This window comes from Pseudomonas sp. GW821-FHT01E10 (assembly GCF_059422365.1).
The window spans coordinates 582,024-607,633 of sequence record NZ_JBWKWT010000002.1 but is presented as its reverse complement, the minus strand read 5'-3'; the positions used below and the strand labels follow the sequence as shown (position 1 = coordinate 607,633).

Sequence of the window (25,610 nt, the reverse complement as noted above, 5' to 3'; positions counted from 1 at the left end):
TCGGTCACCGAGGTATCCGCCGACTTGCCGTCGACTTCCAGCTTCTCGTAGTTGCCGCCCTTGGCATCGTCGATCTTCACGCTCAGGGAGTTGCCGCCGGCCAGCGCATCGTTCGGCGCGGTGAAGTTGACGCTGGCGCTGCTCGAGCCAACCGGGATGGTAATGGTCTGGCCGTTGGACAGGGTCACAACGACTGGCGAGCCGGTGACTGGCGCTGACACGGACGCGGTGTACACCACGGTCCCACCTTCGGCGGCGTTCGCGGTCGCAGTCAGCGAAACGGTGCTGGTGTCGATGGTATCGGTGACGGTGGTGGCTGCCGGGGCAGTGCTCGGCACCAGGTTTTCGAAATTGCCACCGGTGGCGGTGGAGATGGTGGCCTGGACCGTGCCGGTGTCTTTGTAAACGTCATCGGCAGGGGCGGCGACGCTCACGCTGCCAGTGGTCGCGCCTGCAGCGATGGTGATCACGGCCCCGTTGCTCAAGGTCACGGTGACTGGCGTGCCCGCCGGATTGGTCAGGGTCGCGGTGTACAGAATCTGACCACCTTCGGCCACTTCGGTGGACGCCGACAGGCTCAGGCCGGTGTCGTCTTTCGAATCGGTGATGGTGGTGAGTGCCGGCTCGGTGCTCGGGGTCAGTTGTTCGAAATTACCGCCGGTGGTGCCGGTGATCGTGGTGCTGACGGTGCTGCCGTTGTTGTAGACGTCATTGGCCGGGGTATCGACGGTCACGCTGCCGGTGGTCTTGCCCGCTTCGATGGTAATGACCGAGCCATTGCTCAAGGTCACGGTCATCGGCGTGCCAGCCGGGTTGGTCAGGGTGGCGGTGTAAGTGATCTGGCCGCCTTCGACAACGGTGCCGGTGGCGCTGAGGGTCAGGCCGGTACTGTCGATCGAGTCGGTAATGGTGGTGACGGCCGGCGTGGTGCTCGGTACGAGGTTCTCGAAATTGCCACCGGTCGCACCGGTGATCGTGGTGCTGACGGTGCTGCCGTTGTTGTAGACGTCATTGGCCGGGGTTTCGACGTTCACGGAGCCGGTGGTTTTTCCGGCTTCGATGGTGATGGTCGAACCGTTGGACAGGGTAACGGTGACCGGCGTCTGCGCCGGGTTGGTCAGGGTGGCGGTGTAGGTGATCTGGCCGCCTTCCGTGACGCTGCCGGTGGCAGTCAGGGTCAGGCCGGTGTTGTCGATCGAGTCGGTAATGGTGGTGACGGCCGGCGTGGTGCTCGGTACGAGGTTCTCGAAATTGCCACCGGTGGCACCGGTGATCGTGGTGCTGACGGTGCTGCCGTTGTTGTAGACGTCATTGGCCGGGGTATCGACGGTCACGCTGCCGGTGGTTTTGCCCGCTTCGATGGTAATGACCGAGCCATTGCTCAAGGTCACGGTCATCGGCGTGCCAGCCGGGTTGGTCAGGGTGGCGGTGTAAGTGATCTGGCCGCCTTCGACAACGGTGCCGGTGGCGCTGAGGGTCAGGCCGGTACTGTCGATCGAGTCGGTAATGGTGGTGACGGCCGGCGTGGTGCTCGGTACGAGGTTCTCGAAGTTGCCACCGGTCGCACCGGTGATCGTGGTGCTGACGGTGCTGCCGTTGTTGTAGACGTCGTTGGCCGGGGTTTCGACGTTCACGGATCCGGTGGTTTTTCCGGCTTCGATGGTGATGGTCGAGCCGTTGGACAGGGTCACGGTGACCGGCGTCTGCGCCGGGTTGGTCAGGGTCGCGGTGTAGGTGATCTGGCCACCTTCAGTGACGCTTGAACCCGCTGTCAGCGTAACGGTAGTGGTGTCGACGGTGTCGGTGACCTGGGTCACGGCCGGAGCAGTCGGCGGGGTGACCACGATACCGCTGCCACCCGTGGTGCCAGTGACGGTCACGTCGATTTGGGTCGGATCGTTATAAACAGTGTCGTTCGGCGCCAGCGGAACGTTGACGGTACCGGTGGTCTGGCCGGCGGTGATCACGATCACCGCGCCGTTGGACAGGGTGATGGTCAGGTCGGTCAGCGGCGCCTGGGTCAGGGTCGCGGTGTAAACCAGCACGCCACCGGCCTCGGTGATGGTCGGCGTGGCGCTCAGGCTCAGGGTCGATTCGCGCAGAGCATTGGTGCTGGTATTGGCGGTCTGGCCGCCAGTGGTGTTTTGTGTTGCCAAAGCCGCAGTGGCGAGGCCTGCGGTAGGGAAGCCAATGGTCGGGTCGACCCGGGCAGCGGTTGCCTCCAGAGCCACGAAGCTGTGGCCGCCACCGGCAGAGCCGCCCGCGCTCGCGGCAGTAGGGCCGGCTGCGGTGGCTTCAAGAGCGGTGGTCGGGTCGACACCGGCAGCGATGGCTTGCTGCAATTCGTCAACCGATGGCGCGGCTTGTGCAGTGGCTTGTGCAAGGTCGGTGCTGGAGTCCGGATTGCTGCCACTCCACTGAGTGTCGCGGCCCAGGTCCAGGGTCCGCCCGTCAGCCAGTTCAAGGGTAATGGCGCCGGCGGCACCCGTGTCCACCTGGTCGCCCACAAACAACCGGTCGCCTTCAACGAGTACGCGGCGGATGCCCTCTGGGGACACCGCGAAAACCTGACCAACAATGCTTTTGACGATGGCAACAACACTGCTCATTGAAGACTCTCCGGGTGTCACGTTCAGTTGACTTCCATGAACCGCTCGGGCGTGTTCGCCGATCGGGCTGGACGTTCTTACAAAATTCGATACATAGCTTTGACGCGTAATCGTCAATAATTTGGCTATATTTTTTCGAAATTAACTTTATGCCAAACTATTGACCTTATGGGAGTCATCCTAAACAATCGTCAAGGTAATGTCACATTGATATTTAAGCGGCGACCTGTCCTACAGCGTGTGATCCAGTTCCGATTTTGAACTTTCCGACATACGGTCATTCCGGTTGCCACCATGCGATGCAGCGCCATGTTCTGCAGTGATTCAAGACAAGAAGTCCCGGGAAATTCCAACTATGCGTTTGCACCTGTTCAAGGTTCTACCCTTCGCCTTTGCCGCCAGCGTTGTTCAGGCGCAAACCCTTCCGCAGGCCATGCAACAGGCACTGGATGTCCATCCGGAAATCCAGGCAGGGGTCAATAGTCGGCTGGCCGCGGATTATCAATTAAAGGCTGCAAAAGGTGGATACCTGCCACGGGTCGATCTGCTGGGCGGTTATGGTCGTGAAGGCACCGACAGTGTCTCCACCCGTGCCGCTGGCGACAGCAACCACTGGGAAACGCTGAACCGGAGCGAGTCAAGTTTACGTCTGTCACAGATGGTTTTTGACGGTTTTGCGACGTCCAGCGAAGTGGGGCGTCAACAAGCCACCGTTAATTCCCGCGCTTATTCCTTGATGGGCACCTCGGAACGCACCGCGTTGACCGTCGCTCAGGTTTATCTCGATGTGCTGACCCGCCGCGAATTCGTGCGCCTGGCCGAAGACAACCTGAAAAACCACGAACGGATTTTTGACCAGATCAAATTGCGTACCCAGCGCGGCGTGGGCAGCGGCGCCGACCTCGATCAGGCCGAAGCACGCATGGCCCAGGCCCGCAACAATCTGATCACCGAGCAGACCAACCTGGCAGACGCCCAGACCAACTTCCTCAGTGCCGTCGGCCAAATGCCCGATCAACTGGAGCGGCCTGCCGATTTTATGGCGCTGTTGCCAGCCAACCTGAATGAAGCCCGGGCGCAGATGCTGGAAAACAGCCCGATCCTGCGTTCCGCCGAATCGGATATCGCTGCTGCCGAGAAACAGTACGAAGCCGCCAAGTCGAGCTTCTACCCGCGCTTCGATGCCGAACTGGGTCGCACCGCCGACAACGACCTCGATGGTCAGAACGGTCACAACAACGAATGGCAGGCCATGCTGCGCATGCGCTTCAATTTGTTTGCCGGTGGCAGCAACAAGGCCGATCTGGAATCCAAGTCCTACCTGTCGAACCAGGCGCTGGATATCCGCAACAACGCCCTGCGTGTGTTGAATGAAGAACTGGGCCTGGCCTGGAATGCCTTGAACAACGCCAACGCCCAGGTGCCGATCGCCCAGCAATATGTCGATCGTAGCGCCAGCGTGCGCGGCGCGTATCAGAAGCAATTCAGCCTCGGCGAACGGACGCTGCTTGACTTGCTCGACAGTGAAAACGAGCTGTTCACCGCTTCCCGTCGGCTGGTCGAGATCAAAAACATTCAGTTATTTACTCAGTACCGAATCAAGGCGACCATGGGTGAATTGCTCAAAAGTCAGGGCGTGGTCGCACCGTTGGCATCCGTTGTGCAGAATGACGTGAAGCCCAAGGTCCAGCTGCCTGGGATGAATTGAGCCCTGCCCCATTTCAACCGTTAGCCAAGAGTGTCGAGCGTGGAATCAGAAGTCAGTCGAGTTCAACTCATTCATGATCCACGCGCGCTGCATGACGATCCGTTATTGGACGGCCTGCTAGCCCTCTGCACTTTGCACCAGAAGCCGGCCAGCGCGGCGATGCTGACCACCGGCTTGCCGTTGCCCAAACAGCGCCTGAGCGTCGAACTGCTGCCTCGTGCGGCCGCTCGCGCCGGGCTGCAAGGGCGGGTGCTGCAACGCAAGCTGGAGCAGATTCCGGCGATCGCCATGCCGGCGCTGTTGCTGCTCAAGGACGGACGCAGTGCGGTGCTGCTCGGCTGGCACGGTGAAGACCAGGCCCGCTTGCTGCTCAGTGAAAGCGATGGTGGCGAAGTCTGCGTCAGTCGTGAACTGCTCGCCGACGACTACAGCGGCAAAGTGTTCTTCGCCCAACCCCAGCACAAATTCGACGTTAACCACGGCACGCTGATCCCGCGCGCGCGTTCGTGGTTTCGCGACACCCTCAAGCGTTCGCGCTGGCTGTACGTCGACGCCATCGCTGCCAGTCTGCTGATCAATATCATCGCCATGGCCGCGCCGCTGTTCGTGATGAATGTCTACGACCGCGTGGTGCCGAACCAGGCCGAATCGACCCTTTGGGTGCTGGCCATCGGCATCACCGGCGCTTATGTGTTCGACCTGATTCTCAAGAGCCTGCGCAGTCTGTGCCTGGACCTGGCCGGCAAGAAAACCGACCTGATCATTTCAGCGACGCTGTTTGAGCGCATCGTCGGCATGGCCATGAAGTACCGCCCGGCGCGGGTCGGCAGCTTTGCCCAGAACATCCATGAATTTCAGAGCCTGCGCGACTTCCTCGCGTCGCTGACCCTTACCAGCCTGATCGACCTGCCGTTTACGCTGTTGATCTTCCTGGTCATCGCGATCCTCGGCGGGCATCTGGTGTGGATTCCGGTGCTGGCGTTCCCGATTGCGCTGCTGATCGGTTATGCCTTGCAGAAGCCGCTGGTGGCGACCATGGAGCGAACCATGGCCCTGGGCGCCGAGCGCCAGTCGAGCCTGATCGAAACCCTCGCCGGTCTTGATGCGGTCAAGGTCAACAACGCTGAAAGCGAACGCCAGTATCAGTGGGAACAGACTATCGGCACCCTCAGCCGCCTTGAGCTGCGGGTGAAAATGCTGTCTGGTCTGGCGATGAACATCACCTTGCTGATTCAGCAATTGGCCGGGGTGATCATGATCGTCTTCGGCGTGTACCAGATCATTGCCGGCAACCTGAGCATGGGCGGTTTGATCGCCTGTTACATGCTCAGCGGTCGCGCCCTCAGCCCGCTGGCCTCGCTGTCCGGTCTGCTGACCCGCTACCAGCAAGCCCGCGTGACCATGACCTCGGTCGATCAGATGATGGAGTTGCCTCAGGAGCGCAATTTCGACGAGCGCCCGCTGAGCCGCAAGGTCCTGCAAGGCGCCATTGAATGCCGTCAGCTGACCTTCACCTATCCGAATCAACAGAACCCCGCGCTGAAGGGCATCAACCTGATCATCAAGCCGGGCGAGAAGATCGGCATCATCGGTCGCAGCGGCTCGGGCAAAAGCTCCCTGGCCAAACTGCTGGTGGGCCTCTATCAGCCGGACGACGGCGCGTTGCTGGTGGATGGTGTGGATATCCGCCAGATCGACGTCAGCGAACTGCGCCACAATATTGGCTACGTGCCCCAGGACATCCAATTGCTCGCCGGTACGTTGCGCGACAACCTGGTGTCGGGCGCGCGCTATGTCGAAGACGAATTGGTGCTGCAAGCTGCAGAGCTGGCCGGCGTCCATGAGTTCGCCCGCCTGCACCCGCAAGGTTATGAACTGCAAGTAGGTGAGCGTGGGCAGAACCTGTCCGGCGGTCAGCGCCAGAACGTGGCCCTGGCCCGAGCGTTGCTGCTCAACCCGCCGATCCTGTTGCTGGACGAACCCACCAGCGCCATGGACAACACTGGCGAAGAGCGCCTGAAACAACGCCTCGCTGCCGTGGTGGAAAACAAGACCGTGGTGCTGGTGACGCACCGGGCCTCGCTGTTGTCGCTGGTGGATCGCCTGCTGGTGATCGACCGCGGGCAGATTCTCGCCGATGGCCCGAAAGCCGCCGTGATGGAAGCGTTGAAAAAGGGGCAGATCAGTGTTGCTTAAGTCCGGGGTCAAAGAATCCATCCGCCGCTACTTCAAAGGCTCCGCGTCGCTGCAAGGCCAGCCCCTTCCCGAGGTCAACAAAGCGCTGATCGAGGACGCCCCGCGCGTGGTGCGGTTGACGATCTGGGCGATCATCGGCTTCTTCGTGTTCCTGATGCTCTGGGCCAACTTCGCGGTGATCGATGAAGTCACCAAGGGTGACGGCAAGGCGATTCCGTCGTCGAAGATCCAGAAAATCCAGAACCTTGAGGGTGGCATCGTTTCCGAGCTGTTCGTCAAGGAAGGGCAAATCGTCGAGGCTGGCGCGCCGCTGATACGTCTGGACGACACACGGTTTGCCTCCAATGTTGGCGAAACCGAGGCCGATCGGCTGTCGATGCTGTTGCGCGTGGAGCGCTTGAGCGCCGAGGTCGATGACCGTCCGTTGAATTTCCCCGCCGATGTGCTCAAAGCCGTGCCTGGCCAGGCTGCCAGCGAAGAATCGTTGTACGTCAGCCGTCGTCAGCAACTGCACGATGAGATCGGTGGCTTGCAGGAGCAGTTGATCCAGAAGCAACAGGAGCTGCGCGAGTTCACCTCCAAACAGGCCCAGTACCGCAGCGGTCTGGCCTTGCAGCGTCAGGAAATCGCCATGTCCGAGCCGTTGGTGGCTCAGGGCGCGGTATCCCCGGTCGAGGTATTGCGACTCAAGCGTGCCGAGGTCGAAACCCGCGGCCAATTGGACGCCACCACCCTGGCGATCCCTCGCGCCGAATCGGCGATCAAGGAAGTTCAGCGCAAGATCGACGAGACTCGCGGCAAATTCCGCAGTGAAGCCTTGACTCAACTCAACGAAGCGCGCACCGATCTGAACAAGGCCCAGGCTACCGGCAAAGCGCTGGAAGACCGGGTCAGCCGAACGCTGGTGACATCGCCGGTACGGGGCATCGTCAACAAGTTGCTGGTGAACACCATCGGTGGCGTGATCCAGCCGGGCAGCGACCTGGTGGAAATCGTGCCGCTGGACGACACCTTGCTGGTGGAAGCCAAGATTCGCCCGCAAGACATCGCCTTCCTGCATCCGGGGCAAGACGCCACGGTGAAGTTCACGGCTTACGACTACACCATTTATGGCGGGCTGAAAGCCAAGCTGGAGCAGATCGGTGCCGACACCATCACCGACGAAGACAAGAAGACCACGTACTACATCATCAAACTGCGCACCGAGCGCAGCCACCTCGGGACGGATGAAAAGCCGTTGCTGATCATTCCGGGGATGGTGGCGTCGGTGGATATCATTACTGGCAAGAAGACCATACTCAGTTATTTGCTCAAGCCGATTATCCGGGCTCGCGCCGAGGCGTTGCACGAGCGGTAGTTTTCGGGTGAGGCTGATGGCCTCTTCGCGGGCAAGCCTCGCTCCTACAGGACGCGGGGCTTCTGTAGGAGCGAGGCTTGCCCGCGAAAGCGTCCTCAAAGACACCACACTTCAAAAGCCATATCGTTATTCGCTAACGGTATTTAAATTTAAATTCTTATACCTATAAAGTCACTTCCCTGCGTACCTGCCGACCAATCGGCGCGCCGCACGACACGAACCAACACGGGACCTCCGTGAGTTTCTGATCGACGCGCGCCCTTGAGCGCGCCGTGCGTGGGAGTGATTTTTATGCCAGCTGTCTCTTTTTCCCCAAAGCCTGAGCCAACAAGCGCCGCCACCCTCGCGTCGCAAGCCTTCGAAATCCGCCCGTTCAGCGGCGCCGTCGGTGCCGAAATCATCGGCCTGGATCTGTCTCGCCCAATCAATGACCAGGACTTCTCCCGAATCCACCGTGCGCACCTGGATCATCATGTGGTGGTGTTCCGCGACCAGCGCATAACCCCTGAACAGCAGATCGCCTTCAGCCGCCGTTTCGGCGTGTTGCAGATCCACGTGCTCAAGCAATTCCTGCTGGCCGGGCATCCGGAAATTCTCATCGTTTCCAACATCATCGAAAACGGCCAATCCATCGGCCTCGGTGATGCCGGAAAGTTCTGGCACTCCGATCTCTCTTATAAAGAACTGCCGAGCCTGGGCTCGATGCTGCATGCCCAGGAGCTGCCCTCCGAAGGCGGCGACACGCTGTTCGCCGACATGCACAAAGCCTGGGACAGCTTGCCCGAGGCGCTGCGTAAAGCCGTCGAAGGTCGTTCGGCCGCGCATTCCTACACGGCGCGCTACAGCGAGAGCAAATTCGAGGGCAACTGGCGTCCGACCCTGACGCCGGAGCAACTGGCTCAGGTCGCTGAAGTTGTTCATCCGATCGTCCGCACCCACCCGGAAAACGGTCGCAAGGCGTTGTTCGTCAGCGAGGGCTTCACCACCCGCATCGTCGGTTTGCCGGAAGACGAGAGCAAACAATTGCTCGACGAGCTCTACGCCCACAGCGTGTTGCCGCAAAACATTTACCGCCATCAATGGCAGGCCCACGACCTGGTGTTCTGGGACAACCGCTCGCTGATTCACCTCGCCGCCGGATGTCCCAGCCATCTGCGCCGCAAGTTGTATCGCACCACCATCCAGGGCGACGCGCCTTTCTGATTTCGGAGAACCCTCATGTCCAAACGTCTTCCATTTGCACCGTTGGCCGCCGCTATCGGCCTGGGTTTCAGCCTGCTCGCCGGCAGCCTGGTGGCGCCGACCGTGGCCCACGCCGAGGGTGAAATTCGTATCGCCGAACAATTCGGCATCGTTTATCTGCTGCTCAACGTGGTGCGCGATCAGAACCTGATCGAGAAATACGGCAAGCAGGAAGGCATCGACATCAAGGTCGACTGGACCCAGCTCTCCGGCGGCTCGGCGGTCAACGATGCGCTGCTCTCCGGTTCCATCGACATTGCCGGTGCCGGCGTCGGGCCGCTGCTGACCATCTGGGACCGCACTCACGGCAAACAGAACGTCAAGGCCGTGGCTTCCCTGGGCAACTTCCCTTACTACCTGGTGAGTAATAACCCGAAGGTCAAAACCATCGCTGACTTCACCGAAAAGGACCGCATTGCGGTGCCGGCGGTCGGGGTGTCGGTGCAGTCGCGCTTCCTGCAATACGCAGCAGCCAAGCAATGGGGCGACAAAGAATTCAATCGCCTCGACAAGTACACCATCGCCGTTCCGCACCCGGATGCCACTGCGGCACTGATCGCTGGCGGCACCGAGTTGACCGGGCACTTCTCTAACCCGCCCTTCCAGGATCAGGCGCTGGAAAACCCCAGCGTGCACGTGGTGCTGAACACCTACGACCTGCTCGGCCCGAATTCGCCGACCGTGTTGTTCGCCACCGAGAAGTTCCGCAACGAGAATCCGAAAACCTATAAAGCCTTCATCGCGGCGCTGACCGAAGCGGCCGAGTTTGCGCAGAGCGATAAAGGCGCGGCGGCCGACACATACATCCGTGTCACCAAGGCAAAAATCGACCGTGCGGCGTTGCTGAAAATCATCGACAACCCGCAGTTCGAATTTACCGTCACGCCGAAAAACACTTACCCACTGGCCGAGTTCCTCTACCGCGTCGGCGCGATCAAAAACAAACCGGATTCGTGGAAGGATTACTTCTTCCAGGATGCCAAACCGCTGCAAGGGAGCTGATCGACATGAACGCCCCCTTGCAAGGCCACACGGCCAGCAATCCGATCGCGGCCGCGCAAGCGCTGCTGTCGGTCGACCAGGTCAGCCTGGAATACCGCACGCCTGCGCGTGTGGTTCGAGCGACCCATCAGGTCAGTTTCGAGATCGATCCGGCGGACCGCTTTGTGTTGCTCGGTCCGTCCGGCTGCGGAAAATCGACGTTGCTCAAGGCGGTCGCCGGGTTCATCCCGCCCTGTGAGGGCGAGATTCGCCTGCAAGGCCAGCGGGTCGATGCGCCGGGGCCGGACCGGATCGTGGTGTTCCAGGAGTTCGATCAGCTGCCGCCGTGGAAAACCGTCAAGCAGAACGTGATGTTTCCGCTGCTCGCTTCCAAAACCCTCAAGCGTAAAGAGGCTGAAGAGCGGGCGCTGCACTATCTGGACAAGGTCGGTCTGGCGGCGTTTGCCGATGCCTATCCGCATACCTTGTCTGGCGGCATGAAAGCTCGGGTGGCGATTGCCCGGGCGTTGGCGATGCAACCGAAAATCCTGTTGATGGATGAACCCTTCGCCGCCCTCGACGCGCTGACCCGGCGCAAGATGCAGGAAGAGTTGCTGCTGCTCTGGGAAGAGGTGCGTTTCACGCTGCTGTTCGTCACTCACTCCATCGAAGAGGCGTTGGTGGTGGGTAATCGGATTCTGCTGCTGTCGCCTCATCCGGGGCGGGTACGAGCCGAAGTCCACAGCCATCAATACGATTTGCACAGCCTCGGCGGCGTGGCGTTCCAGGAATCGGCACGGCGGATTCATCGGCTGTTGTTCGATGAAGGCCAGTCACCGGAAACCGCGCGTGAGCTGGATTTCGCCGATATTCGCATCGCTTATTGAGCCATTGAGAGGAGTGCCCGATGAGCCCGCTATCATCCGCGCGTAAAGAGTACGAAACCATTTTGCAGCCGCTGACGAGCGTCCCGCTGGAGCGTGAGTTAGCCCTCGGTCAGCGTCTCTGGCAACAGGGCTGGTTGCGTAAAAGCCTGATCCTGATTGTGCTCGCGCTGCTCTGGGAAGCCGTTGCCCGTTACCAGAATAACGACCTGCTGCTGCCAGGTTTTCTGCAAACCGCCAGCGCGCTGTACGACGGCCTGCTCAGCGGTGAACTGTTGGGCAAGGTGTGGATTTCGCTGGTGGTGTTGTTGAAGGGCTACCTGATCGGGATTGTGCTGGCGTTTGCCCTGACCACATTGGCGGTGTCGACACAATTGGGTCGCGATCTGCTGAGCACGCTGACCTCGATGTTCAACCCGTTGCCGGCGATTGCGCTGTTGCCGCTGGCGCTGCTGTGGTTCGGGCTGGGGCAGAACAGTCTGATTTTTGTACTGGTGCATTCGGTGCTCTGGGCGTTGGCCTTGAACACCTATGCCGGGTTCCTTGGCGTTTCGGAAACCCTGCGCATGGCGGGGCGCAATTACGGCCTCAAGGGCATGCGTTTCGTGTTGTTCATCCTGATCCCGGCCGCGTTGCCGTCGATCCTCGCCGGTTTGAAAATCGGCTGGGCGTTCGCCTGGCGCACGCTGATCGCCGCTGAACTGGTATTTGGCGCCACCAGCGGCAAGGGTGGGTTGGGGTGGTACATCTTCCAGAACCGTAATGAGCTGTACACCGACAAGGTGTTTGCCGGGTTGGCGGTGGTAATCCTGATCGGTTTGCTGGTGGAGAATCTGGTGTTTGATACGTTGGAGCGGGTGACGGTGAAGCGTTGGGGGATGCAACGCTGAGTTTTGCGGTGTCTGATCTGGCCCCTTCGCGGGCTTGCCCGCGATGGCGGCAGACCTGCCAATACATCAGTCAGAAGGATGTTTGCTAGCATTGCGTCTGAATCAATCCAGATCAGATCAACATCCTCACCGTGCAAGGCGAATTGCTGGCGACCCAGCAGCAGTGGGTCGAGAGCTCGACCGGGGTGTCGTTGGCGATGGTGGGGTTGTACAAGGCGTTGGGTGGGGGATGGGAGTTGGTGTATCCGGTGGCGGAGATGGCGCAGCGTTGATATGGATGATTTGTAAGGAAATTAATACCTATCCGCCAACGCGCGCTCCAACCAATGATGGCCATCCGCTTGACGCGTTCCCCCGCTGTCGTAGACTCCGCTCATCCGTCAGGGAGTTACGGTTATGCGGCGTTTTCGTGTTTGGGTTGCGGGATTAACCTTTGTAACGTGCGTAGTGCAGGCGCAAACGCCTGCGCCAGACGATCCGCTGCTGGAAAGCAACGCGGTCGGCGGTAACGCGTCAGCCAGCAGTGAGGCCCGTGGTGTGTTGCGAGCCCGGGATCAGGCGGTGCTCGCCAGTGAGTTGTCCGGGCGGATTGTCGAGTTGCCGTTCAGTGAGGGCGAGTCGTTCAAAAAGGGCGACACCCTGGCGCGGTTTGACTGTTCGGCTTATCAGGCTCAGCTCAACGCGGCACAGGCCGCCAATCGTGGCGCCGGTGAGGAGCTGGCCCATAATCGGCAACTGGCGGCGTTGAATTCGGTGGGGCGCTTTGAAGTGGCGCGGGCCGAGGCCAAGGTCAGCGAAACCCAGGCGCAATCTCAGGTTTATCAGGTTCAGGTCAAGCGCTGCAGCGTGGTCGCGCCGTTCGATGGCCAGGTCGTCGAGCGCAAGGTCAAGCGCTACGAAAGCGTTGCCGCTGGCGCGCCGTTGCTGGATGTGGTCGATAACCGCACCCTGGAAATTCACCTGTTGGTGCCGTCACGCTGGATGGGCAAGCTCAAGCCCGGCCAGACGTTCAGTTTTGTCCCCGATGAAACCGGTCAGCCGCTGGATGCCACGGTCAAGCGCCTCGGCGCGCGGATCGACGAAGGCAGCCAGACCTTGCTGCTGGTGGCGACACTGCCCAACGCCAGCGGCCTGTTGGCCGGCATGAGCGGAACGGCGCGTTTCGCGGAGCTCAAGTGAACGCCCCGGTAACGGGCGGCGCCGAGCAGGTGTTCGCCAGGTTTCTCGACCTCGAACGCCAGACCCGCGCGGCTCGTAATTCTTCGCAACTGGCCTACAGCCTGGTCAATGACGGTCAGTCGCTGTTCAGTTTCCGCCATGCCGCATTGTTGATCGCCGGCAAGGTGCAGGCGGTGACCGGTGTCAGTGCGGTGGAGCCGAATGCGCCGTTCGTGGCGTTTGTCGAGCAAGCGGTCGCGCAGTTGTTCAAGCTCGAGGTGCTGAAACAGGCACGGGTGATCGCGCCCGATCTGCTCAGTGAATCGATTCAGGCCGATTGGCAAAGTCTGTCGGCCGCTCAGGTGTTCTGGTTGCCACTGATTGATCATCAGGGCGAGATATTCGGCGGGCTGTGGCTGGCGCGGGATGTGTCGTGGAACCCTGCCGAGCAGGTGCTGTTGTCGCAACTGGGCGACACCTACAGCCATGCCTGGCTGGCGCTGCAACCGCGCAAACCCTGGCGACTGCGCTGGACGCGCAAGCGTCAGGTGGCACTGGTCGCCGTGTTGTTGCTCGGGTTACTGATTCCGGTGCGCCAATCGGTGTTGGCGCCGGCTGAGGTCGTCCCGTTGGGCGGTCGGGTGGTCGCGGCGCCGCTGGACGGGGTGATCGCCGAGTTCCTGGTCAAACCCAACCAGACGGTGAAGACCGGCGACCTGCTGCTGCGTTTCGAAAGCACCACGCTCAAGGCTCAGGCTGATGTGGCCGAGCGCGCTCTGGGCGTTGCCGAAGCGGAACTCAAGGCCAATTCCCAACGTTCCTTCGCCGATGCCGAATCCAGTTCGAAAATCGATCTGCTGGCCGCACGTGTCGAGCAGAAACGCGCCGAACGGGATTACGCCCGTGAACTGCTCAAACGCAGCGAAGTGCGTGCCGAGCGGGATGGCATCGCGGTGTTCGCCGATGCCGAACGCTGGACCGGCAAACCGGTACAGACCGGCGAGCGCTTGATGGAACTCGCCGACCCGAATCAGGCCGAGTTGCGCATCGAATTGGCCGTGGGCGATGCGATCGCCCTGGAGCCTGGGGCGCAGGTCGCGCTGTTTCTCGACAGCGATCCACTGCAGCGGCACCAGGCCAGGCTCGAACGTTCGGCCTATGAAGCGCAGCCAACAGCTGGCGGGCAACTGGCTTATCGACTGGATGCGACATTCGACGGCGCACCGCCGCGCATTGGCTTGCGTGGCACGGCGAAAGTCTTCGGTGACCGTGCGCCGCTGGCGCTGTACCTGTTGCGTCGACCGCTGGCCGGGTTGCGTCAGAGCGTAGGCCTTTAGATGAGCCTGCCGAGCCTGCGGGCAGACCTGCAATTGTCGACGGCGGCGCCGGCCCTCGACGGGTCACCATGCTGGACCCTGGCCGACCCGGTGCGTGGACGTTATTTCAAACTCGGCGCGGCGGCGATGCGCTTGCTGCGTCATTGGTCCCTGGGTGATCCCGAGCAGGTGCTGCGTGCCGCCAACCGCGAGCCAGGGCTGCCGCTGGACGGCGCGGCGCTTGAGCAATTGCTGGAATTTTTGCGCGGCCACGACCTGATCAGCGCCCTCGACCCATCGCAGCGCGCCAGTTGCAGCCTGAAGGCCGCGGCTCAGCGCCAGAGCCTGTGGAAAATCCTGCTGCATCAATACCTGTTTTTCCGGATTCCGCTGTGGCGTCCGGACGCCTTTCTCAATCGCGTCTGGCCGTGGCTGGAGCGTTTCGGCCCGCGCGCATTGCGCTACGGATTGCCCGCGACGCTGGGGCTCGGGGTGTTTCTGGTGTCGCGGGACTGGCAGCGATTCATCGCCACCTTTCCGCACCTGTTCAGCCTCGGTGGCGCGCTGGCGTTCGCGGTGGCGTTGTTTTTCGCCAAGCTGTGCCACGAATTCGGCCACGCCTTCATGGCCAAGCGCGCCGGTTGTCGGGTGCAGAGCATGGGCGTGGCGATCATGGTGCTGCTGCCGATGTTCTACACGGACGTCAGCGACGCCTGGCGGGTCAACGATAGACGTGCGCGTTTGCTGATCGGCGCCGGCGGGGTGCTGGCGGAACTGGTGCTGGCCTGTATCGCGCTGCTCGCCTGGTCACTGCTGCCCGATGGCCCCGGGCGCACGGCGGCGTTCATGCTCGCCAGTGCGACCTGGATTACTACGCTGGTGATCAACCTCAACCCGTTCATGCGTTTCGACGGCTACTTCTTGCTCAGCGACTTCTGGGAAGTGGACAACCTTCAGGGACGTGCCTTTGCCTTGTGTCGCTGGCGATTGCGCGAGTTCCTGTTCGGCTACGCTGCCCCGGCGCCGGAGCCGTGGGCGCCGAGGATGCAGCGGCGGTTGTTGATCTGGGGATACGGCTCGTGGCTATGGCGCGCGGCGTTGTTTTTCGGGATTGCGCTGGCGGTTTATCACCTGTTCTTCAAGGTATTGGGGATCTTCCTGATGCTGGTGGAGCTGGTGTGGTTCATCTTCCTGCCGATCCTGAGCGAGTGGCGGCAATGGTGGAGTCGTCGCGAACAGGCGCATACACCTCGGGTACTGCTCAGCAGCCTGACATTGTTCGGGCTGTTGTTGCTGCTGGCGCTGCCGTGGCGCAGCGCGGTGGAGCTGCCGACGATGCTGGAGGCGGGACACACCAGCGCCTTGCACGCGCCGGTGGCGGCGCGGGTAAAAACGGTGAATGTGCATGACGGTCAGGTTGTCGCCCAGGGCGAGGTGCTGATCGAGCTGGAATCACCGGACCTGGACTCACGCCAGGCCATCGTCCGCCGCGAGATCCAGATTCAGCAGTTGCAGATGCGTCGTCAGGCCAGCCGCAGCGAAACCGCGGCCGACGCCGGAATCGTCGAGCAGCGCCTGGCGGAAGCGGTGGCTGAATACCGCGGCCTGGTCGCCCAGCGTGAGCGACTGCTATTGCGTGCGCCCCACGCCGGCAAGGTGCGCGACCTGTTGCCGCAGTTAACGGTCGGTCGCTGGCTTTCGACTAAAGATCCTTTGGTGCGGGTGGTCGAAGACGGCGCGCGGTTGCGCGGTTATCTGGCTGAAGCCGAGCTCTGGCGTGTTGCTTCGGGTGCTCGCGGGCGGTTCATCGCCGATGACCCGATGCACCCGGCGATTGCCGTGCAATTAAGCGAAATCGATACCAACGGCGCGGCCTATGTCGATCAAGAGGCGCTGACTTCCGATCATCACGGGCCGATTGCCGTACGCCGGGATGAGCATCAGCGCGCCGAGCCGGTGCAGGCGCAGTATGGCGCGCGGTTGAGCGTCCTCGAAGAGACGCCGACGCCGGTGCAACCTTTGCGCGGCATTGTGGTGTTGCAGGGCAGCGGCGAATCGTTGTTGGGCGTTGCCTGGCGGCGCATGGCAGCCCTGGGGGTCAGGGAAAGCGGTTTCTAGGGAGAACAGCGATGACGAACAGCGATTCAGTGGCAGCGGACGGCCTGGTGGTCAGGCCTTCGCGCACCAGCGATGGACCTTTTCTGCATAGCCTTTACCAGGCGGCGCGGCCGGATCTGCAATGGATCGACGGCGAGCAGGAAGTGGTTCAACAGGTGGTTGCCCAGCAATTCACCGTGCAGGAACAAGGACTGGGGGAAAACTTTCCCAACGCCATGCATTACGTGATCGAGAAACTCGACACAGCCATCGGCGCGTTGACCACCGACTTCGGTCCCAATGAAATTCGCGTGCTGTACCTGGCGTTCATCCCCCAGGCCCGAGGCCGGGGTTACGGGCGGACGGTGCTGCAAGGCGTGCAGAAAGCCGCGCAACAAATCCGCTGCCCGGTGGCGACGGTGGTCTGGGCCAACAATCCCCATGCGCGCCAGCATTACCTGGCGCTGGGGTTTCAGGTTGAAGAGCGCAACCCGGCGGCGGAGCGGTTGGTGTGGTACCCGCAGGGTTAAGAGCAATACAAAAAAGTGTGGTGAGGGGCTCACCACATAAGCCCGCTCCCACAAAGTCTCAGTTGAAGGCGATGTAGAAATAACCCACGTCGGGATCCCGCCCCATGGTCGGTACTCGCGAGACGAAAATATTTTCCACCTGGCCCAGTTCTGGCAACTCCAGCGCACACAAGCCATCGACAAAGTCGGTGGGTTGCAGGCTGTTGAGCTCGACGCTGAACGGCATGCGCTCGCTTTTGGGCATCTGTGAATGGGGCGTTTCTTTAAGGGTGTCGATATGGATCGGCAATTCACTGCCATCGGGCAGCCGCAGCGTCCCGGTCTTGCCCAGCAGTGCCTGAAAGTGTTGGCTTTGAACCTGTTGCAGCATGGCATCCCTCCATCAAGCAAAAGTGGCCGGGGGATGTGCATCCCCCGGCCAGACCCTCAGTTACGTGAAGGGAACAATCCGTTCAGGGCGATGCTGAAGTTGAGCACCAGGAACGGGTTCATCACCGTCATGGGCAAACCATTGCCGGCGGACGAGATTTCCCCCGTCACCGTGCTCGTGACACCCTTGAGCGGTACCGCCGCAGCACCTTGCTGATCGGAGTAGATGCTCGCCGAGCCTGGCCCGCCGCCCGAGGCACCGATGTAGGAGTTGGTCGCGGTCGGGTTGGTGACCGGGTTGCTCGCCGGGCTGGCCAGTTGCAGGGTGGTGGTGGCCGTGAGCCCGGACAGGGCGTGGGTGTGGTTGGGCAGGTTATTGATGGTCGCGGTGACGTTTTCGGTCCCGGAGACCTCGCCGATGACACGCGGGGTCAGGCCCAGGCCGTTGCCCTGGGCAATCGGCATGCGCCCCTGCAGGTTGGGCAGCATGAAATTGGTGGTGCCATTGCCTCCATAGTAGGTTCCCAGCAGTGAGAACAGCGCCTGGTATTGCGAGATCCCCAGCGTCTGGCCATAGCACAGGGCCCAGCCGTTGGGGGCGAAGTTAAAGGCGAAAGGTTGGATAGTGCCCATGAATACTTCCATAGTTCCTCATCCCTCAGGTTAGTGTCTGATATGTCACATCGCAGGCCCGGTTATCCGGGCGGATCGCAGTGATCAGCCGACTCCGTTCATCTCCGTGGCTGGGTCACGCCACGCCAAAGCGTAGACGCTGATCGGAATGATTGCCGGACGTCGTCCGTCGTAAAGCCAGCATCGACGACGGGCCTGAGCCTGTCCTACAGTGCTTGAGAAAATTGCGTATTCACTGGTCGAAGTTCATTAGGTCGAGGCACATCAGGTTGAAACAAGGGGAGGCAATGGAGGCGCGCAGAGAAACACCGCTGGGTGACACTCAGGATCCGCACGCAACACCGGGCTCATGGGCGGCTGCCCGTCGCTTATTGCGGTGGGCGCGGGAGCACTGGCTGCTGCCGATCCTGGCATTGGCTGCGCTGGTGCGTTTTTACGACCTGACGGCGGCGGCGATCTGGGGTGACGAAGGGTCCAGCCTGTTGTTGAGCCAGTACTCTCTGGCCGGGATCTGGGAACATGCAGCCCATGATGTGCATCCGCCGCTGTATTTCATGCTGCTGCACGGCTGGATCGGGCTGTTCGGCGACGGCATTTTTTCGATTCGTTGCCTGAGCGCGCTGCCGGGGATTGCCACGGTCGGGCTCGGTGTCTGGCTGGTGGACCTGCTCGCGACCCGCCGCGCCGCGTTGCTGGCCGGGGTTCTGCTGGCGCTGTTGCCCACGGCGGTGCGGTATAGCCAGGAAGTGCGGATGTATTCGCTGTTGGGGATGTGGCTGATCGGCGCCACGATCGCCCTGGTGTACTGGATAAAACGGCCACAACGCACGCGCTATCTGGTGATCTACACCCTGCTGATGACAGCGGCGTTCTACACCCATTACTTCACCGCGCTGTGCGTGCTGTGTCACTGGTTGTATCTGGGCATGATACGTGTACAGCCAGGGTATCGACTGCGACACATTCAGCGCTCGGGCTGGTGGCTGGCCAATGTGGCCATCGTGCTGTTGTACTTGCCGTGGGTGCCCAGCCTGATCGATCTGATCCAGCACTTGGATCTGCTCAAGGCCAATGGTGATGTGGGGTGGGAGCCCCCCGTCATGCTCGACTCATTGCCGTCGATGATCTGGTCGCTCCTGATCCAGGACGATGGCGAGAACCTGCCCACGCTGATTTTTATCGCGCTGCCACTGGCATTGGTGGCCCTGGCGGGCGTGGCGCTGGCCCGCGACCGCAGTGTGTTCCGTGGCAGTGTGCTGGCGGTGATCTACACCGCGGTCCCGTTATTGCTGGTGTTTGCGGTGTCGTTCATCTCGCCGGTGTTCATCGAGCGTTACCTGACCGCTTACGCCTTGGGTCTGCCGATGGTTGTCGCACTGGCCGTCGATCGCTTGTACGCAGACTTCAAGGTCTTGGCACTGGCCGTGCTGCTGCTGTTTGTCGGTGTCGAGCTGGTGGGGGTGAAGAACAATGCCACGGTGGATACTGAGGATCAGATCAGCGTCATGGCCAAACACGTGAACCAGCACTTCATGCCCGGCGACCGAATCGTCACCAGTGACATGCTCTGGTACCTGAGTTACGTCTATTACAACCAGACCAACGCCAAACCGATGCTGTACACGCCACCATTGGCCGATGGCCGGTCGAGCCGGTCGAGCCGGCCGAACGCCTACGGTTTCGGTACGCTGGTGACCAATGACATCTACCTGGATAGCCTCGATGCCTTGCCCAAAGGCACTGGTCGGGTATGGCTGGTCGGTACCCTCGAGGGGGCGGACGAGTTCGCTCCATTGCCCGCGGGCTGGCAACGCGTCGACGAAGCCCGGGGGGGAGGCGCCGTGGCACGCTTGTATGTGCTGAAGTAATTCGTGGTTTCAGGGCTTAAACGATTCAACTTTTAAACAGTTATATAAATTGCGTTTTCCAGTCGATTTAGCTCCAATTTGATATCAAAACACCACTAGCTGTAAGGCCATTCATGGTCTACGCTCCGTCGTACAAAGGACTGAATGACGGGTGAATGGATTGCAACAATTCCACTTTATCTCCGGCTTGCCGCGCTCGGGCTCGACCCTGCTTTCTGCCATTCTTTTGCAGAATCCGCGTTTCCATGCCGGCATGACCAGCCCCGTGGGCGCACTCTTTTCCGGCGTTCTGGAGCAATGCAGCGCCGGCAGCGAATTCGGCGCGGTGATCGACACCGACCTGCGTCGCCGCCTGTTGCGTGGCCTGTTCGATTCTTACTACGCCGACAAGGCCGACAAACCGGTAGTGTTCGACACCAACCGCTTGTGGAGTTCGCGCCTGCCGGCGATCAGCGATCTGTTCCCTCAAGCCAAGATCATTGCCTGTGTGCGCAATGTCGCCTGGGTCATGGACAGCATCGAGCGCCTGTACCGCGCCAATCCCTTCGAAAACACCAAGCTGTTCGGCGATGCGGTTGAGCGCAACACGGTCTACAGCCGCTGCGAAACCCTGGCCCAACGCAATCGGTTGGTGGGGTTTTCCTGGGCCGCCCTCAAGGAAGCCTATTACGGCGAACACGCCGACTCACTGCTGATCATCGATTACGACCTGCTGAGCCAGGCGCCAGAGCGGGTGATGCGGCTGGTTTACGACTTCATCGGTGAACCCTGGTTCGAACATGATTTCGATCATTTGGCCTACGACGCGCCGGAATTCGACCAGGCCCTTGGCCTCTCGGGGCTGCACAAGGTGAAGGCCAAGGTTCAATTGCAGTCCAGGCGCACGATCCTGCCGCCGGATTTGTTCAAGCAATACGCCGAGTTGTCCTTTTGGCTCGATGGCTCAGCCAGCGCCGCCAATGTCATTCGTATGAAAGCCGACGCCGCGATCAGTTGATCGCGGCGTTTTCATTGGTCTGTCAAAAAGTTCGAGTCCGGGTGAGCAGCATGTGGTGGAGCAAAGGCAAGTCGCGGGTTACCGAGGGCGCACGAGCGCTGGCCACGCCAATGATCATGTCCCTGGAGCCGCGCATGCTGTTCGACGGCGCGGTGGCCGCCACAGTGGCCGATACTGCCCAGGCTGACACCCATACCACGGCCGACGCGGTCAAGGCACCGACTGCCGACAAGTCGGTCGCCAGCAAGGACACCCACGGCCAGGCCGATGCCACGCCAACCCCGACACCTGTCGCGGTGCCAGGGCAAAGCGTGGTGTTCGTCGATTCGCGGGTCAAGGACGCCAACAGCCTGCTTAAAGGCGTCGCGCCGGGCACTCAGGTGGTCCAGCTGGACGCGGGCAAGGACGGCTTGCAGCAGATTGCCGACTACCTCGACACCCATCAGGGCATCAGTTCGGTGCAGATCATTGCCCACGGCAACGCAGGCGATCTGTGGCTGGGTAATAGTTATCTGTCGGCCGATAACGTCGCGGCCCGCAGCGCCGTGCTGGCGGAAATCGGCAAGGACATGAACGTCGGCGGCGACATCTTGATCTACGGCTGCTACACCGCCGAAGGCGAGCGCGGCTTGAGTTTCGTCGACTCGCTGGCGCAACTGACCGGCCGTGATATCGCCGCTTCCAGCAACCGCACCGGGGTCGGTGGCGACTGGAATCTGGAAATTGCCACCGGCAACATCGAAAGCGCCAACGTACTCTCGACCAAGGCCATGAGCGAGTATCAGTGGGGCCTGGCCACCTGGACCGCCACCAACAACGCCAACACGGGCGTCGGCTCGCTGCGTGCCGCCCTCGCCTCGGCGCAGAACGGCGATATCGTCACATTCAGCACCGGCATGACGGTGCAGTTGACCTCCGAATTGCTGATCAACAAGAACGTCTACGTTGATGGCGACTTGAACAACGACGGTGTGGCAGATGTGACTCTTGATGGTCAGTACAAGACCCGAGTGGTTGAAGTGGCGTCTGGCAGTACCGTGACGCTCGATGGCCTGGTGATCACCCGTGGCCTGGTGGCGGGCAACGGTGGCAACGGTGGCTACGGCGCCACGGGCGCAATGGCCGGGGGGATTTTCAACGCCGGGAACCTGACCCTGAAAAACGTTACCGTGACCTCCAACGCCGCTTCCGGTGGTGGTGGCGGCGGCGGTGTCACGGGCGCTTTTTACGGTGGTGGCGGCGGCGGTGGTGGCGGTTTGGGCGGCCAGGGCGGCGGGCACGGCGGTTCGGCAGGGCCGGGCACCGGCACATTGGGCGGCCAGGCGGGCAGCGGCGGTGTCGGTGGTTATGGCGGCGGCTATGACGCCACCCACATGGGCGGTCGCGGTGGTTCCACCACTGGCGGTGCTGGCGGGGTGGGCGTTTCCTATTACAGCAACGGCGGTAACGGTGCGACGGCCACCAATGGCACGATTTCCATTGGCGGTGGCGGCGGCGGGGCCGGTTGGGACAAGGTAGGTGGTGCTGGCGGCAACGCGGTAGGCGGGATCTACAACGCCAGCAGCGGCACCATAACCGTCATCGGCACGTCGACCATCAGCAACAACATCGGCGCCGGTGGCGGCGGTGGCGGTGGTGGTGGCCAAGGCAGCAATGCCAGTAATGGCGGCATTGGCGGCCGGGGCGTCGGTGCGATCTGGAACAAAGGCACGCTACTGATCACGGCTGCCAACTTCGCGGCCCTGGCCGGTAATGCCGCAGCCAGTGGTGCAGGCGGTACCGCGCAGGGCGGAGGTTCAACCGGCACCTCGCCGACCTCTTTCTCGACTATCTACAACGACGGTGGCGTACTCAACACCGCGTATTCGCCACCGCCGACCGCGACCATTGTGGTCACCGACACCACACTGAGCATCGGCGAAACGTCCTTGGTGACGATCACCTTTTCCGAGGCCGTGACCGGTTTCACCAACGCGGACCTGACTATCCCCAACGGCACCCTGAGCGCCGTCAGCAGCAGCGATGGCGGCATCACCTGGACGGCAACGTTCACCCCGTCCGCCAGTATTTCCGATACGACCAACGTCATCACCCTGGACAACACCGGCGTGATAAACGGCCTGGGCACCGCCGGCGTCGGCACCACCAACTCCAATAACTACACGGTCGACACCGTACGCCCGACCGCGACCATCGTGGTGGCGGACAATGCGCTGAAAGTCGGCGAAACCTCGCTGGTGACCATCACCTTCAATGAAGCGGTCACCGGTCTCACCAACGCGGACCTGACGATTGCCAACGGTACGCTCACGGCGGTGAGCAGCAGCGATGGCGGCATCACCTGGACGGGAACCTTCACCCCAACCGCCAGCATCACCGATACGACCAACCTGATCACTCTGGACAACACCGGAGTCAGCGACCTGGCGGGCAACGCCGGTAGCGGCACCACCGACTCCAACAACTACGCCATCGATACCGTGCGCCCGACCGCGACCCTGGTGGTGGCCGATACCAGCCTGAGCATTGGTGAAACCTCGCTGGTGACCATTACCTTCAGTGAAGCAGTCAGCGGTTTCACCAACGCCGACCTGACGATTGCCAACGGTACGCTTACGGCAGTGAGCAGCAGCGATGGCGGCATCACCTGGACCGCGACCTTCACGCCTTCGGCCAGCGTCAATGACACGACCAACCTGATCACCCTGAACAACACAGGGGTCAGCGATCTGGCGGGCAACACCGGGAGCGGCACCACCGATTCGAACAACTATGCCATTGATACGCTCCGTCCGACCGCGACCATCGTGGTGGCGGACAATGCGCTGAAAATCGGCGAAACCTCACTGGTGACGATCACCTTCAGCGAAGCGGTGACCGGGTTCACCAATGCCGACCTGACCATCGCCAACGGCACACTCACTGCGGTGAGCAGCAGTGACGGCGGCATCACCTGGACGGCGACCTTCACCCCGACCTCCAGCATCAGCGACACGACCAACCTGATCACCCTGGACAACACCGGGGTCATCGATGCTGTCGGCAATGCCGGCAGCGGCACCACCGATTCCAACAACTATGCGATCGACACCGTGCGCCCGACGGCCACTATCGTGGTCGCGGACACGGCACTGAAAATCGGCGAAACCTCGCTGGTGACCATTACGTTCAGCGAAGCGGTGAGCGGTTTCACCAATGCGGACCTGACCATCGCCAACGGTACGCTCACTGCGGTGAGCAGCAGCGACGGCGGCATCACCTGGACGGCGACCTTCACCCCGAGCGCCAGCATCAACGACACCACCAACCTGATCACCCTGGACAATACCGGGATCAGCGATTTGGCGGGCAACGCCGGCAGCGGCACCACCGATTCCAATAACTACGCCATCGACACCGTGCGCCCGACCGCCACGATTGTGCTGGCCGATACGACGCTGACCGCGGGCGAAACCTCGCTGGTGACCATTACCTTCAGCGAAGCGGTGAGCGGTTTCACCAACGCCGACCTGACCATCGCCAATGGCACGCTGAGCGCGGTGAGCAGCAGCGATGGCGGCATCACCTGGACTGCGACCTTCACGCCTTCGGCGGGCATCAACGACACCACCAACCTGATCACCCTGAACAACACCGGGGTCAGTGATCTGGCGGGCAACACCGGCAGCGGCACCACCAACTCGAACAACTACGTGATCGACACCGCTCCGCCGACCGCGACGATCGTGGTAGCCGACAACGCACTGAAAATCGGCGAAACCTCACTGGTGACCATCACCTTCGATCAGGCCGTAACCGGTTTCACCAACGCCGACCTGACGATCGCCAACGGTACGCTCACAGCGGTGAGCAGCAGCGACGGCGGCATCACCTGGACGGCGACGTTCACCCCGACTGCCAGCATCACCGACGCGACCAACCTGATCACCCTGGACAACACCGGCGTGCAGGCGGCCGCCAGCGGTAACGTGGGCACTGGCACGACCGACTCCAACAACTACGCCATCGACACCGTGCGCCCGACGGCTACCATCGTGGTCGCGGACTCGGCACTGAAAATCGGCGAAACCTCGCTGGTGACCATCACCTTCAGCGAAGCGGTGAGCGGTTTCACCAACGCTGACCTGACCATCGCCAACGGCACACTCACTGCGGTGAGCAGCAGCGACGGCGGCATCACCTGGACGGCGACCTTCACCCCGAGCGCCAGCATCAACGACACCACCAACCTGATCACCCTGGACAATACCGGGATCAGCGATTTGGCGGGCAACGCCGGCAGCGGCACCACCGATTCCAATAACTACGCCATCGACACGGTACGCCCGACCGCCACGATTGTGCTGGCCGATACAACGCTGACCGCGGGCGAAACCTCGCTGGTGACCATTACCTTCAGCGAAGCGGTGAGCGGTTTCACCAACGCCGACCTGACCATCGCCAACGGTACGCTCACGGCGGTGAGCAGCAGTGACGGCGGCATCACCTGGACCGCGACCTTCACCCCGACCGTCGGCGTGAATGACTCGAGCAACGTCATCACCCTGAACAACACCGGGGTCAGTGATCTGGCGGGCAACACCGGCAGCGGCACCACCAACTCCGGCAACTACACCATCGATACGGTGCTGCCGACGGCGACCATCGTGGTGGCCGACAACGCGCTGAAAATCGGTGAAACCTCACTGGTGACGATCACCTTCAGCGAAGCGGTGAGCGGTTTCACCAACGCCGACCTGACCATCGCCAACGGTACGCTCACGGCGGTGAGCAGC

General features: G+C 61.5%; 17 protein-coding genes and 1 pseudogene. 15 read left to right on the top strand and 3 right to left on the bottom strand.

All coding sequences use genetic code 11. From position 1 onward, the window contains the following. Positions 1 to 2,609: retention module-containing protein (locus tag AC07V0_RS06460; RefSeq protein WP_495019538.1), on the bottom strand; the 2,609-nt coding region annotated here is incomplete at its 3' end. A gap of 355 nt (positions 2,610 to 2,964) precedes the next feature. Between AC07V0_RS06460 and AC07V0_RS06455 the strand changes: the two genes are divergently transcribed. The 12 genes and pseudogenes from AC07V0_RS06455 to AC07V0_RS06400 all read left to right on the top strand — a co-directional run bounded on the left by AC07V0_RS06455 (position 2,965) and on the right by AC07V0_RS06400 (position 16,968). Continuing rightward, positions 2,965 to 4,317 (top strand): TolC family outer membrane protein, encoded by a 1,353-nt coding sequence (locus AC07V0_RS06455; RefSeq protein ID WP_495019537.1) that lies wholly within the window; start codon positions 2,965 to 2,967, stop codon positions 4,315 to 4,317. A gap of 39 nt (positions 4,318 to 4,356) precedes the next feature. Further along, a complete protein-coding gene (locus tag AC07V0_RS06450) occupies positions 4,357 to 6,513 on the top strand; it encodes a type I secretion system permease/ATPase (RefSeq protein WP_018929410.1) in 2,157 nt (718 codons plus the stop codon). Further along, positions 6,503 to 7,870: an HlyD family type I secretion periplasmic adaptor subunit gene (locus AC07V0_RS06445; protein ID WP_018929409.1), complete on the top strand. Its 1,368-nt coding sequence runs from the start codon at positions 6,503 to 6,505 to the stop codon at positions 7,868 to 7,870. The genes AC07V0_RS06450 and AC07V0_RS06445 overlap by 11 nt, the downstream gene beginning before the upstream one ends. Positions 7,871 to 8,161: 291 nt before the next feature. Continuing rightward, entirely contained in the window at positions 8,162 to 9,073 is a 912-nt protein-coding gene (locus AC07V0_RS06440; RefSeq protein WP_018929408.1) for a TauD/TfdA dioxygenase family protein, read from the top strand. Between the two features lie 15 nt (positions 9,074 to 9,088). Further along, positions 9,089 to 10,114 carry an ABC transporter substrate-binding protein gene (locus tag AC07V0_RS06435; RefSeq protein ID WP_086944200.1) on the top strand — a complete coding sequence of 342 codons (1,026 nt, stop codon included), beginning with the start codon at positions 9,089 to 9,091 and terminating at the stop codon, positions 10,112 to 10,114. Between the two features lie 5 nt (positions 10,115 to 10,119). After that, a complete protein-coding gene (locus AC07V0_RS06430; protein WP_018929406.1) occupies positions 10,120 to 10,980 on the top strand; it encodes an ABC transporter ATP-binding protein in 861 nt (286 codons plus the stop codon). Positions 10,981 to 11,000: 20 nt separating this feature from the next. After that, positions 11,001 to 11,867: an ABC transporter permease gene (locus AC07V0_RS06425; protein WP_086944199.1), complete on the top strand. Its 867-nt coding sequence runs from the start codon at positions 11,001 to 11,003 to the stop codon at positions 11,865 to 11,867. A gap of 110 nt (positions 11,868 to 11,977) precedes the next feature. After that, a pseudogene (locus AC07V0_RS06420) lies at positions 11,978 to 12,139 on the top strand (efflux transporter outer membrane subunit); the annotation flags it as partial. A 124-nt stretch (positions 12,140 to 12,263) separates the two neighbouring features. Beyond that, positions 12,264 to 13,046: an efflux RND transporter periplasmic adaptor subunit gene (locus tag AC07V0_RS06415; RefSeq protein WP_018929403.1), complete on the top strand. Its 783-nt coding sequence runs from the start codon at positions 12,264 to 12,266 to the stop codon at positions 13,044 to 13,046. Beyond that, positions 13,043 to 14,362, top strand: coding sequence for an efflux RND transporter periplasmic adaptor subunit (locus AC07V0_RS06410; protein ID WP_495019536.1), 1,320 nt, complete (start codon positions 13,043 to 13,045; stop codon positions 14,360 to 14,362). The genes AC07V0_RS06415 and AC07V0_RS06410 overlap by 4 nt, the downstream gene beginning before the upstream one ends. After that, the gene (locus tag AC07V0_RS06405; RefSeq protein ID WP_495019535.1) at positions 14,363 to 16,459 is read left to right on the top strand and encodes a site-2 protease family protein; all 2,097 of its coding nucleotides are present in this window, start codon (positions 14,363 to 14,365) and stop codon (positions 16,457 to 16,459) included. 11 nt (positions 16,460 to 16,470) lie between these two features. Continuing rightward, the gene (locus AC07V0_RS06400; protein ID WP_477746690.1) at positions 16,471 to 16,968 is read left to right on the top strand and encodes a GNAT family N-acetyltransferase; all 498 of its coding nucleotides are present in this window, start codon (positions 16,471 to 16,473) and stop codon (positions 16,966 to 16,968) included. A gap of 58 nt (positions 16,969 to 17,026) precedes the next feature. Here the strand turns inward: AC07V0_RS06400 and AC07V0_RS06395 are convergent, their stop codons facing one another. Together AC07V0_RS06395 and AC07V0_RS06390 are read right to left on the bottom strand one after the other, a co-directional pair. Continuing rightward, the gene (locus tag AC07V0_RS06395) at positions 17,027 to 17,338 is read right to left on the bottom strand and encodes a DUF6916 family protein (protein ID WP_007940987.1); all 312 of its coding nucleotides are present in this window, start codon (positions 17,336 to 17,338) and stop codon (positions 17,027 to 17,029) included. 56 nt (positions 17,339 to 17,394) lie between these two features. Continuing rightward, positions 17,395 to 17,982: a phage tail protein gene (locus AC07V0_RS06390; RefSeq protein ID WP_018929399.1), complete on the bottom strand. Its 588-nt coding sequence runs from the start codon at positions 17,980 to 17,982 to the stop codon at positions 17,395 to 17,397. A 275-nt stretch (positions 17,983 to 18,257) separates the two neighbouring features. On the opposite strand from AC07V0_RS06390, the gene AC07V0_RS06385 reads away from it, so the two are divergent. From AC07V0_RS06385 to AC07V0_RS06375, 3 genes are all read left to right on the top strand, one after another. Then, positions 18,258 to 19,838 (top strand): glycosyltransferase family 39 protein, encoded by a 1,581-nt coding sequence (locus tag AC07V0_RS06385; protein WP_495019534.1) that lies wholly within the window; start codon positions 18,258 to 18,260, stop codon positions 19,836 to 19,838. A gap of 151 nt (positions 19,839 to 19,989) precedes the next feature. Further along, positions 19,990 to 20,835 (top strand): sulfotransferase family protein, encoded by an 846-nt coding sequence (locus AC07V0_RS06380; RefSeq protein WP_018929397.1) that lies wholly within the window; start codon positions 19,990 to 19,992, stop codon positions 20,833 to 20,835. A gap of 50 nt (positions 20,836 to 20,885) precedes the next feature. Further along, a partial coding sequence (locus tag AC07V0_RS06375; protein WP_495019533.1) for an Ig-like domain-containing protein occupies positions 20,886 to 25,610 on the top strand: 4,725 nt, incomplete at its 3' end.

What these genes read in the sequence shown, in the direction of transcription:
- AC07V0_RS06435 (WP_086944200.1), top strand. Translation starts at nt 9,089, where the DNA reads ATGTCCAAACGTCTTCCATTTGCACCGTTGGCCGCCGCTATCGGCCTG.
- AC07V0_RS06430 (WP_018929406.1), top strand. Translation starts at nt 10,120, where the DNA reads ATGAACGCCCCCTTGCAAGGCCACACGGCCAGCAATCCGATCGCGGCC.
- AC07V0_RS06455 (WP_495019537.1), top strand. Translation starts at nt 2,965, where the DNA reads ATGCGTTTGCACCTGTTCAAGGTTCTACCCTTCGCCTTTGCCGCCAGC.
- AC07V0_RS06395 (WP_007940987.1), bottom strand. Translation starts at nt 17,338, where the DNA reads ATGCTGCAACAGGTTCAAAGCCAACACTTTCAGGCACTGCTGGGCAAG.
- AC07V0_RS06440 (WP_018929408.1), top strand. Translation starts at nt 8,162, where the DNA reads ATGCCAGCTGTCTCTTTTTCCCCAAAGCCTGAGCCAACAAGCGCCGCC.
- AC07V0_RS06405 (WP_495019535.1), top strand. Translation starts at nt 14,363, where the DNA reads ATGAGCCTGCCGAGCCTGCGGGCAGACCTGCAATTGTCGACGGCGGCG.
- AC07V0_RS06400 (WP_477746690.1), top strand. Translation starts at nt 16,471, where the DNA reads ATGACGAACAGCGATTCAGTGGCAGCGGACGGCCTGGTGGTCAGGCCT.
- AC07V0_RS06390 (WP_018929399.1), bottom strand. Translation starts at nt 17,982, where the DNA reads ATGGAAGTATTCATGGGCACTATCCAACCTTTCGCCTTTAACTTCGCC.
- AC07V0_RS06385 (WP_495019534.1), top strand. Translation starts at nt 18,258, where the DNA reads ATGGAGGCGCGCAGAGAAACACCGCTGGGTGACACTCAGGATCCGCAC.
- AC07V0_RS06415 (WP_018929403.1), top strand. Translation starts at nt 12,264, where the DNA reads ATGCGGCGTTTTCGTGTTTGGGTTGCGGGATTAACCTTTGTAACGTGC.
- AC07V0_RS06425 (WP_086944199.1), top strand. Translation starts at nt 11,001, where the DNA reads ATGAGCCCGCTATCATCCGCGCGTAAAGAGTACGAAACCATTTTGCAG.